The organism is Streptomyces sp. NPDC002851 (assembly GCF_053591935.1).
In genome coordinates, this window is the sequence record NZ_JBSFUT010000019.1 from 152,523 (window position 1) to 163,652 (window position 11,130).

An 11,130-nucleotide genomic window follows, 5' to 3' on the forward strand; every position below is an offset into this window, starting at 1 on the left:
GATGATGCTCATTCCCTGCCCCTGGTGCGGGCCTCGTGACGAGGCCGAATTCCACTACGGCGGCCAGGCCCACGTGACCTACCCCGAGGACCCCGCGGCCCTGACCGACGAGGAGTGGGCCCGCTACCTCTTCTACCGCGACAACACCAAGGGGCCCTTCCCCGAGCGCTGGAGCCACGCCGACGGCTGCCGCAGCTGGTTCAACGCCGTCCGGGACACGGCGACCAACGAAATCCTCGCCGTGTACCGGGTCGGCGAGCCGAGGCCGGTGACCTCATGACCGAACAGACCTTCCGCCTGACCGCCGGGGGCCGGATCGCCCGCGACCAGCCGCTGGGCTTCCGCTTCGACGGCGTCGAGTACGAGGGCTACCGGGGCGACACGCTCGCCTCCGCGCTCCTCGCCAACGGCGTGCACCAGGCCGCCACCAGCGTCAAACTCGGCCGCCCGCGCGGCATCTTCGCCGCGGGCGCCGAGGAGCCGAACGCCGTCGTACAGATCGACGCCCCGTTCCCGGAGCCCATGCTTCCGGCGACCACCGTCGAGCTGTACGACGGGCTGGCCGCGAGCAGCCTGCCCGGCCAGGGGCGGCTCGCCACCGAGCCCGACCCGGCCCGCTACGACGCCGTCCACGCCCACTGCGACCTCCTGGTCGTGGGCGCGGGACCGGCCGGTCTGGCCGCGGCGGCGGCCGCCGCCCGTGTCGGGGCGCGCGTCATCCTCGCCGATGACCAGCCGGAGTTGGGCGGCAGTCTGCTCGGCAGCTCCGAGTCCCTCGACGGCGACACCGCCGCCGACTGGGCGGCCGAGGTCGCCCGCGGGCTCGACGCCACCCCCGAGGTGCGGGTGCTTCGCCGCACCACGGTCTTCGGCCACTACGACGACAACTACGTCCTCGCCGTGGAGCGCCGCACCAACCACCTGGGTGCCGCGGCGCCCGCACACGTTGCCCGTGAGCGCGTGTGGCGGATCCGCGCCCGACGGGTCGTCCTGGCGACCGGGGCCCACGAACGCTCCCTCGCGTTCGCCGGAAACGACCGTCCCGGCGTCATGCTCGCCGGTGCCGCGCGCACCTACGTCAACCGGTACGGCGTCGCCCCGGGCCGCCGCGCGGTCGTCTTCACCACCAACGACAGCGCGTACGCCGCCGCCCTCGACCTCGCCGCGGCAGGCGTGGACATCGCGGCGATCGTCGACAGCCGGGCCGAGGCGGGGGAGTGGGCACGCTCCGCCGCCCAGGCCGGAATCGGCGTACTGACCGGCCACGCGGTGACCAACACCGAGGGCGCGCCCCGCGTCTCGTCGGTGACGGTCGCTGCGCTGGTCGACGGCGCCCTGGCCGGGGAACCGCGGCGGATCGAGGCCGATCTCCTGCTCGTCTCCGGCGGCTGGAACCCCGTCGTCCACCTCTTCAGCCAGGCGGGCGGCAAACTGCGGTACGACGACACGGCCGGGTCCTTCGTGCCCGACGCCGCCAGCTGCCGTCAGGCGGTCGAGGTCGCCGGCGCCGCCGCGGGCCGCTCCGGCCTGGCCGCCTGCCTGGCCGACGGGGCCGACGCCGCGTCCCGGGCGATCGAGGCCGAGGGCTTCCGGACGCCCGAGCGCCCGCTGCTCCCCGAGACGGCGGAGCAGCCCGGCGCGGCCAGTGCCCAGCTGTTCGTCGTCCCCGGAACGGACACCGCCCGCGCCTTCGTCGACCTGCAACGCGACGTCACCGTGGACGACTTGGCGCGCGCGACCGGCGCGGGCATGCGCTCGGTGGAACACGTCAAGCGCTACACCACGGCGGGCACGGCGCACGACCAGGGCAAGACCTCGGGCGTGCTCACCAGCGGCGCCATCGCCCACCTCCTGGGTGTCGACGTCGGCGACCTGGGCACGACGACGTTCCGCGCCCCGTACGCGCCCGTCGCCTTCGCCACGCTCGCGGGCCGCGACCGCGGCGTCCTGAGCGACCCCGTGCGTACGACCGCCATCCACGACTGGCATGTCGCCCACGGCGCTCTCTTCGAGAACGTCGGGCAGTGGAAGCGCCCGTGGTACTACCCGCAGGACGGCGAGGACATGGACGCGGCCGTGCTGCGCGAATGCGCCGCCGCCCGCGAGGGCGTCGCCTTCATGGATGCCTCCACCCTCGGCAAGATCGACGTCCAAGGACCGGACGCGGGCGTCTTCCTGGACCGGCTCTACACCAACATGATGAGCACCCTGAAGGTCGGCATGATCCGCTACGGCGTGATGTGCCGCCCCGACGGGATGGTCTTCGACGACGGCACCGTCATCCGCCTCACCGACGACCGCTTCCTGGTGACCACCACCACGGGCAACGCCGCCGCCGTACTCGAGTGGATGGAGGAGTGGCTCCAGACCGAGTGGCCGGAGCTGCGCGTGCACTGCACCTCGGTCACCGAACAGTGGGCGACCGTCGCCCTCGTCGGCCCGCGTTCCCGCGACGTCCTGAGCGGACTCGCACCCGAGCTCGCGGTCGACGCCGCCGACTTCCCCTTCATGGCCTGGCGCGACACCGAGGTCGCCGGAATCCGGGCGCGCGTCTGCCGGATCAGCTTCTCCGGCGAGCTCGCGTACGAGATCAACGTCTCGCCGTGGGACGGGCTTGCGCTGTGGGAGGCGTTGTACGAAGCGGGACAGCCGCTCGGCATCACCCCGTACGGCACGGAGACGATGCACGTACTGCGCGCCGAGAAGGGCTACCTGATCGTCGGCCAGGACACCGACGGCACGGTGACCCCGCAGGACCTCGGCATGAGCTGGGTGGTGTCCAAGAAGAAGCCCGACTTCGTCGGCAAGCGCTCCTTCGCCCGCGCCGACAACAGCAGACCCGACCGCAAGCACCTCGTCGGCCTGCTCCCGGACGAGCCCGGCACGCTGCTGCGCGAAGGCACGCACCTGATCGCCACCGACCGGCTCCCGGAGCCGCCGGTGCCGATGCTCGGACACGTCACCTCCAGCTACCGCAGTGCGGCGCTCGACCGGACCTTCGCGCTCGCCCTCATCAAGGGCGGCCGGGACCGCATCGGCGAGCGGCTGTACGCGCGGGTGGGCGGCGCCCTCGTGCCGGTGACCGTCACAAGCCCTGTTCTCTACGACCCTGAGGGGGCACGCCGCGATGGCTGAAACCACGATCCGGCGCAGCCCGTTGGCGCCGGTGGCGGACCGGTTCGCCGAGGTCACCCGCTCCTCGGGCGGGGCGCTGCGCCTGGCGGAACTCCCGTTCCTCACCCAGGTCACGGTGCGCCTCGACCCCAAGAGCGCGGCGGCGGACGCCGTCGGCCTGGCCCTGGGCACTGCGCTGCCGCTCGAACCCAACACCGTCAGCCGCGGTGGTGAGCTGGCCGTGCTGTGGCTGGGCCCGGAGGAATGGCTCATCGTCGGGCCACCCGCGACAAGCGCCGACCTGATCGCGCGCCTGCGTACCGCGATCGGCGACGATCCCGCCGCGGTCGTCGACGTATCCGCACAACGCACCACGCTGCTCGTCGCCGGACCGCGCTCCCGCGACCTGCTCGCCCACGGCTGCTCGCTCGACCTGCACCCGCGGGTCTTCGGGGCCGGCCGCTGCGCCCAGACCACGCTGGCCCGGGCCCAGGTCGTCCTCGTGCCTCGTGACGAACTCAAGCCCGGCTTCTGGGTGTTGGTCCGTTCGTCCTTCGCCGGTTACCTCGCCGACTGGCTCCTCGACGCCGTGACGGAACAGATCGAGCCACCGGCCCGGCAGGGGAGCTGAAGGGAACCCGGAGCCCCCCTGCCCTTTCGATCCATATCTACCTATCCAAAGCACTTCCCTTCGAGGTGAACTATGACTACGACCGGACTTCCGGAGAGCCTGATCGCGACTCTCCCCGGTGACCACTACACGGACCCGGAGATCTTCCGTCTGGAGCAGGAGCGCATCTTCGAGTCGATGTGGTTCTGCGCGGCGCGCTCCGCGGACCTGGACAAGCCGGGTGCGTTCAAGACCGTGGACGTGGGGCGGGAGAGCATCCTGATCACCCGGACGCGCAACAACTCCGTCCGCGCCTTCTTCAATGTGTGCCGCCACCGGGGCGCGAAGCTGTGCACGCAGGAGTCGGGTGAGGTGAAGCGGTCCTTCCAGTGCCCGTACCACGCCTGGACCTACGACTTCGAGGGCAAGCTCATCGCGGCCCCGAACCTGACGAAGATGCCCGATGTCGGCCGGACCGAGTACGGCCTGGCGAACGTGGCGGTGCGCGAGTGGCTCGGCTATGTGTGGGTGTGCCTGGCCGAGAACCCGCCCTCGTTCGAGGAGTCGGTGATCGGGGATGTGGTGGCGCGGCTCGGGGACGCGGAGTCCATCAGCGCGTACGACATCGAGAACCTTGAGCTCGGCAAGCGGATCGTCTACGACGTCAAGGCGAACTGGAAGCTGATCATCGAGAACTTCATGGAGTGCTACCACTGCGCGACCATCCACCCCGAACTCACCGAGGTGCTCCCGGAGTTCGCTGACGGCTTCGCGGCCCAGTACTACGTGGGCCACGGCGCGGAGTTCGGAGACGACGTCAAGGGATTCACCGTTGACGGCTCGGAGGGCTTGGACCGCATTCCGGGTGTCGCCGAGGATCAGGACCGCCGGTACTACGCGATCACGGTGCGGCCGCAGGTGTTCATCAACCTGGTCCCCGACCACGTGATCTTCCACCGGATGTACCCGGTGGCGGCCGATCGCACGATCGTGGAGTGCGACTGGCTCTACCTGCCGCACGTCGTCGAGAGCGGCAAGGACGTCAGCCGCTCGGTGGAGCTGTTCGACCGGGTCAACCGGCAGGACTTCGATGCCTGTGAGCGCTGCCAGCCCGCGATGAGCTCGCGCATGTACGCCAAGGGCGGCGTGCTGGTGCCCAGCGAGCACCACATCGGCGAATTCAACGACTGGGTCAAGGACCGCATCGGCACCCGCTAGCTCCACCACAGCCCCAGTACGGGTGCCGGGCGAGCGGGGGGACATCCCCTCGCCGCCCGGCACCCGACCCATCTCTCCCACTTCCCACACACCGCGGAGCGCTACCGATGACCCGCAAGGCACCTGCTGAGGACCCCGGCGACTCCCGTCTGCGGGTGGGCCCGCCGAAGGACTACGCCGCGGGCGTTCCCGCGGTCACCTCCTCGCTGCGCCACGCCCATGCGCAGATGGGGGTCCGCCGCAGTCTGCTGACCCTGCTGAGCGTCAACCAGAAGAAGGGCTTCGACTGCCCGGGCTGCGCCTGGCCGGAGCCCGAGCACCGGCACCGCGCCGAGTTCTGTGAGAACGGCGCCAAAGCGGTGGCGGAGGAGGCGACCCTGCGCCGGGTCACTCCGGACTTCTTCGCCGAGCACACGCTGACGTCGCTCGCGGAGCGCAGCGACTACTGGCTCGGTCAGCAGGGACGCCTCACCCACCCCATGTACCGCCCCGCCGGGAGCGACCGCTACCAGGAGATCTCCTGGGACGAGGCATTCGCCGTCGTCGCCCGGGAGCTGGGTGCGCTCGACTCCCCGGACCAGGCCGCCTTCTACACGTCCGGCCGGGCGAGCAATGAGGCCGCCTTCGCGTACCAGCTCTTCGTCCGGCTCTTCGGCACCAACAACCTGCCGGACTGCTCCAACATGTGCCACGAGTCCAGCGGTTCCGCGCTGGTCGAGACGATCGGCATCGGCAAGGGCAGCGTGCACCTGGAGGACCTGTACGAGGCCGACCTGATCCTCGTCGTGGGGCAGAACCCGGGCACCAACCACCCCCGGATGCTCTCGGCCCTGGAGACGGCGAAGGACCGCGGAGCCCGCATCATCTCGGTCAACCCGCTCCCCGAGGCGGGACTTCTGCGGTTCAAGAACCCGCAGAAGCCCTCCGGTGTGCTCGGCGGCGGCACGCAACTCTCCGACCAGTTCCTGCAGATCAGGCTCGGCGGCGACCAGGCCCTCTTCCAGGCCTTCAACCGTATGCTCCTGGAGGCGGAGGACGACGCTCCCGGCACCGTCCTCGACAGCGCCTTCATCGCCGACCACACCCACGGCTTCGAGGACTTCGCCGACCAGGCCCGTAAGGCGTCCTGGGACGACATTCTGGAGGCCACCGGCCTCTCGGAGCAGGAGATCACGGAGGCGTTCCAGGAGGTACTGGCCGCCAAGAAGATCGTCGTCTGCTGGGCGATGGGCCTCACCCAGCACCGCCACTCCGTCCCGACGATCCGCGAGGTCGTCAATTTCCTCCTGATGCGCGGCAATGTGGGCCGCCCCGGCGCCGGCCTCTGCCCCGTCCGCGGGCACTCCAATGTCCAGGGCGACCGGACCATGGGCATCTACGAGAAGCCGGACGCCGCCTTCCTCGACGCGCTCGGCGCCGAATTCGGCTTCGTACCGCCGAGTCACCATGGCCACGACGCCGTGGAGACGATCCGGGCCATGCGGGACGGACAGGTACGCGTCTTCGTCGCCCTCGGCGGCAACTTCGTCTCCGCCGCACCGGACACCGAGCTCACCGAGCGCGCCCTGCGTAACTGCGAGCTCACGGTGCAGATTTCCACCAAGCTCAACCGGTCCCACGCGGTGGCCGGACGGCAGGCGCTGATCCTGCCCTGCCTGGGCCGCACCGAAGCCGACCTCCGGCCCGACGGCCCTCAACTGGTCACCGTGGAAGACTCCATGGGCATGGTGCACCTCTCGCGAGGGCGCCTTGCGCCCGCGTCCGACGCCCTCCTGAGCGAGACCGCGATCATCTGCCGGATGGCGCGGGCGGCCCTCGGGGACGACGGTCCGCAGGTGCCCTGGGCGGAGTTCGAGGCCGACTACGACCGGATCCGGGACGCGATCGAACGGGTCATCCCCGGCTTCGAGGACTTCAACGCCCGGGTGCGCGAGCCGGACGGCTTCGCGCTGCCCCACCCCCCGCGGGACGAGCGGCGCTTCCCGACCGCGACCGGGCTCGCCAACTTCACCGTCAACCCGCTGGACGTGCTGCGGATCCCGGAGGGGCGGCTGCTCCTCCAGACCCTCCGCTCACACGACCAGTACAACACCACCATCTACGGCCTCGACGACCGCTACCGCGGCGTCCACCAGGGCCGCAGGGTGCTCTTCCTGCACCCGGACGACCTCGCCGAACACGGCCTGGCCGAAGGCGAAACGGTCGACATCGTCAGCGAGTTCTCCGACGGGGTGGAACGCCGAGCCCCGGCCTTCCGCACGGTCGCATACCCCACCCCGCGCGGTTGCTGCGCCGCCTACTTCCCCGAGACCAACGTCCTCGTTCCCCTGGACAGTACGGCGGACATCAGCAACACCCCCACGTCCAAGTCCATCGTGGTCCGCCTGGAACGGGCTCTCTAGGGCCCGCCCTGGGTTTCGGCAGTCGTCAGTCGTCACGCAACGCCCTGGGGCCCGCGCCCCAGGGCGAGACGCTGCTCACCCGCGTACACGTTCATGGAGCTGCCGCGCAGGAAGCCGACCAGCGTGAGCCCGGTCTCCGCCGCGAGGTCGACGGCGAGCGAGGACGGCGCCGAGACCGCGGCAAGGAGCGGAATGCCCGCCATGACGGCCTTCTGCGCCAGCTCGAAGGACGCGCGGCCGGACACCAGCAACACGCTCCGGGACAACGGCAGTTCACCGGACTGGAGCGCGCGGCCGATGACCTTGTCCACGGCGTTGTGCCGCCCCACGTCCTCACGCAGATCGAGCAGCTCGCCCTCGGGCGAGAACAGTCCGGCGGCGTGCAGGCCCCCGGTCCGGTCGAACACCCGCTGCGCGGCCCGCAGCCGGTCCGGCAGAGCGGCAAGCAGCTCGGGCTCGACCCGCACCGTGTTCGGGGTGCCGGACAGGGGCCACCGGGCCGTGGTCCGTACGGCGTCCAGGCTGGCCTTCCCGCACAGACCGCAGGAGGACGTGGTGTAGACGTTCCGCTCCAGCGAAATGTCGGGCACCTTCACGCCGGGGGCGAGCCGCACGTCGACGACGTTGTACGTATTCGAACCGTCCTGTGTCGCCCCCGCGCAGTAGACGATGTTCGCCAGCTCGTCGGCCCGGCCGAGCACGCCCTCGCTCACCAGGAACCCGGCGGCCAGCGCGAAGTCGTCGCCGGGCGTACGCATGGTGATCGCCAGCGGCTTGCCGTTCAGCCGTATCTCCAGCGGCTCCTCCGCGACGAGGCTGTCCGGGCGGGTGCTCACCGCACCGTCGCGGATCCGTATGACGCGCCGTCGCTCGGTGACCCGTCCCATCGAACCTCACTCCAGTCTCATTGGTGTTCTTCGCTCGTACGAGGGATGTGGTGGTGGTCCCCGAGGAGTGGTCAGCCGCCGATCGCCGACATCGGCCGCTCGGGCTGGAGGAAGGCCGGATCGTCCAGACCCGATCCGGCCTTCTTGCCCCACATCGCCCGCTTCCACCGCCGCGTGATCTCCTCGTCCGGAGCGCCGGCGCGCAGCGGTGCGCGCAGGTCGGATTCCTCCCGCGCGAACAGGCAGTTGCGCACCTGTCCGTCGGCGGTGAGCCGGGTACGGTCGCAGGCGCGGCAGAAGGGGCGGGTGACGGAGGCGATGACGCCGACGCGGTCCGGACCTCCGTCGACCAGCCACCGCTCGGCAGGGGCGGAGCCGCGCTCGTCCGCGTCCTCGGGGGTGAGGACGAAGCGGCTGCGCAGGCTCTCCAGGATGTCCTCGGCGGTGATCATGCCGTCGCGTTGCCAGCCGTGCTGGGCGTCGAGCGGCATCTGCTCGATGAAACGGAGCTCGTAGCCGTTCGCCACGGCCCAGGCGAGCAGTTCGGGGGCCTCGTCGTCGTTGAGGCCGGGCATCAGGACCGCGTTGACCTTGACCGGGGTGAGTCCGGCCGCGTGCGCCGCGTCGAGCCCCTTCAGCACGTCGTGGTGGCGGTCGCGCCGGGTCAGGGTCTTGAAGACGTCGGGGCGCAGGGTGTCGAGGGAGACGTTGACGCGGTCCAGGCCCGCGCTCTTGAGTGCCCGGGCGGTGCGCTGGAGGCCGATGCCGTTGGTGGTCAGCGACATCGTGGGGCGCGGTTCGAGGGCGGCGCACCGCTCGACGATGCCGACGAGGCCGGGGCGAAGCAGCGGCTCACCTCCGGTGAAGCGGACCTCCTCGATGCCGAGTTGGGTGACCGCGATGCGGATCAGCCGGACGATCTCGTCGTCGGTCAGCAGATCGGGCTTGGCCAGCCATTGCAGGCCCTCTTCGGGCATGCAGTAGGTGCAGCGCAGATTGCACCGGTCGGTGAGGGAGACCCGCAGGTCCGTGGCGACGCGACCATAGGTGTCGACGAGCACGCTTCAGCACTCGATGATGTTGACGGCGAGGCCGCCGCGGGCGGTCTCCTTGTACTTGACGCTCATGTCGGCGCCGGTGTCCTTCATGGTCTTGATGACCTTGTCGAGGGAGACGTGGTGGCGACCGTCTCCGCGCAGAGCCATACGGGCGGCGGTGACGGCCTTGACCGCGGCCATGCCGTTCCGCTCGATGCACGGGATCTGCACCAGGCCGCCGACCGGGTCGCAGGTCAGGCCGAGGTTGTGCTCCATGCCGATCTCGGCGGCGTTCTCGACCTGTTGCGGGGAGCCGCCGAGGACTTCGCCGAGGCCGCCCGCGGCCATCGAGCAGGCGGAGCCGACCTCGCCCTGGCAGCCGACCTCGGCGCCGGAGATGGAGGCGTTCTCCTTGAACAGCAGACCGATGGCGCCCGCGGCGAGCAGGAAGCGGACCACGCCCTCCTCGTCGGCACCGGGCACGAAGTTGACGTAGTAGTGCAGGACCGCGGGGATGATCCCGGCCGCGCCGTTCGTCGGAGCGGTCACGACCCGTCCACCGGCCGCGTTCTCCTCATTGACCGCCATCGCGTACAGGGTGATCCACTCCATGGCGTACGCTTCCGCGTTGCCCGCGGCGCGCAGCTGCCGGGCGGAAGTCGCCGCGCGGCGGCGGACCTTGAGGCCGCCGGGCAGGATGCCCTCGCGCGAGAGGCCGCGGGTCACGCAGCCCTGCATGACGTGCCAGATCTCGAGCAGACCCGCGCGGATCTCGTCCTCGGTGCGCCAGGCCTTCTCGTTCTCCAGCATCAGCGCGGAGATGGACAGGCCGGTCTCCTGGGAGAGCTGGAGCAGCTCGTCGCCGGTGGAGAACGGGTACGGCAGGACCGTGTCGTCGAGCTTGATCCGGTCCGCGCCCACCGCGTCCTCATCGACGACGAAGCCGCCGCCGACCGAGTAGTACGTCTTCTCGAGCAGCGGGGCGCCTTTGGCATCGTACGCGAAGAGGGTCATCCCGTTGGCGTGGTACGGCAGTGAGCGGCGGCGGTGCAGGATCATCTCGGTCGACTCGTCGAACGCGATCTCGTGGTCCGCGCCGATCTCGGTCTCCATGAGCCGTAGTCGTCCGGTGGTACGGATGCGCTCCACGATGCCGTCGGCCTTCTCGACGTCGACCGTGCGGGGGGAGTGGCCCTCCAGGCCCAACAGGACGGCCTTGACGGTGCCGTGGCCGTGGCCGGTGGCGCCCAGGGAGCCGAAGAGCTCGGTGCGTACCGAGGCCGTGTCAGTGAGCAGGCCCTCGCTCTTCAGGCGGCTGGTGAACATGAGGGCGGCCCGCATCGGGCCGACGGTGTGCGAGCTGGATGGGCCGATGCCGATGGAGAAGAGGTCGAAGACGGAGATGGCCACGGCGGGTCTCCTGCGAGGCGTGAGGACGGGGCGTCCTGGCGGGAAGGGGGCAGGTCCGGGCGGGCGGATCTTCCGCCGCCCGGACCTGGATGGGAACGGGGATGGGCCACCGCGGCGTTCACCGGCCGCGTGCGCACTTAGCGCTGGTAGAGCGGGTGCTTGTCGGCGAGGGCGGCGACCCGGGCCTTCAGCGACTCGGCGTCGTAGGACGGCTTGAGTGCCTCGGCGATGACGTCGGCGACCTCGCGGAAGTCTTCTGCCTGGAACCCGCGGGTGGCGAGCGCCGGGGTGCCGATCCGCAGGCCCGAGGTGACCATCGGGGGCCGGGGGTCGTTGGGGACGGCGTTGCGGTTGACGGTGATGCCGACCTCGTGGAGGCGGTCCTCGGCCTGCTGTCCGTCGAGCTCGGAGTTGCGCAGGTCGACCAGGACCAGATGCACGTCCGTACCGCC

General features: G+C 70.7%; 6 protein-coding genes and 2 pseudogenes. 4 read left to right on the forward strand and 4 right to left on the reverse strand.

Going from position 1 to position 11,130, the window contains the following annotated elements; translation table 11 throughout:
• Position 1 precedes the first annotated feature (1 nt).
• The 4 genes and pseudogenes from ACWD10_RS21465 to ACWD10_RS21480 all read left to right on the forward strand — a co-directional run bounded on the left by ACWD10_RS21465 (position 2) and on the right by ACWD10_RS21480 (position 7,344).
• Positions 2–3,135: pseudogene (locus tag ACWD10_RS21465) on the forward strand (sarcosine oxidase subunit alpha family protein).
• Positions 3,128–3,745, forward strand: a complete 618-nt coding sequence (locus ACWD10_RS21470) for a sarcosine oxidase subunit gamma (RefSeq protein ID WP_451093262.1) — start codon at positions 3,128–3,130, stop codon at positions 3,743–3,745. The pseudogene ACWD10_RS21465 and the gene ACWD10_RS21470 overlap by 8 nt, the downstream one beginning before the upstream one ends.
• Positions 3,746–3,817: 72 nt before the next feature.
• Complete coding sequence (locus ACWD10_RS21475; RefSeq protein WP_451093264.1) at positions 3,818–4,942, forward strand: aromatic ring-hydroxylating oxygenase subunit alpha; 1,125 nt, start codon at positions 3,818–3,820, stop codon at positions 4,940–4,942.
• 107 nt (positions 4,943–5,049) lie between these two features.
• A complete protein-coding gene (locus ACWD10_RS21480; protein ID WP_451093266.1) occupies positions 5,050–7,344 on the forward strand; it encodes an FdhF/YdeP family oxidoreductase in 2,295 nt (764 codons plus the stop codon).
• 32 nt (positions 7,345–7,376) lie between these two features.
• Here ACWD10_RS21480 and fdhD read toward each other — a convergent pair whose 3' ends face one another.
• From fdhD to ACWD10_RS21500, 4 genes and pseudogenes are all read right to left on the reverse strand, one after another.
• Complete coding sequence (fdhD, locus tag ACWD10_RS21485) at positions 7,377–8,231, reverse strand: formate dehydrogenase accessory sulfurtransferase FdhD (protein WP_451093268.1); 855 nt, start codon at positions 8,229–8,231, stop codon at positions 7,377–7,379.
• 71 nt (positions 8,232–8,302) lie between these two features.
• Complete coding sequence (gene moaA / locus ACWD10_RS21490; protein ID WP_451093270.1) at positions 8,303–9,292, reverse strand: GTP 3',8-cyclase MoaA; 990 nt, start codon at positions 9,290–9,292, stop codon at positions 8,303–8,305.
• Positions 9,293–9,295: 3 nt separating this feature from the next.
• Positions 9,296–10,678 carry an L-serine ammonia-lyase gene (locus ACWD10_RS21495; protein ID WP_451093272.1) on the reverse strand — a complete coding sequence of 461 codons (1,383 nt, stop codon included), beginning with the start codon at positions 10,676–10,678 and terminating at the stop codon, positions 9,296–9,298.
• A 137-nt stretch (positions 10,679–10,815) separates the two neighbouring features.
• Positions 10,816–11,130: pseudogene (locus ACWD10_RS21500) on the reverse strand (serine hydroxymethyltransferase); the annotation flags it as partial.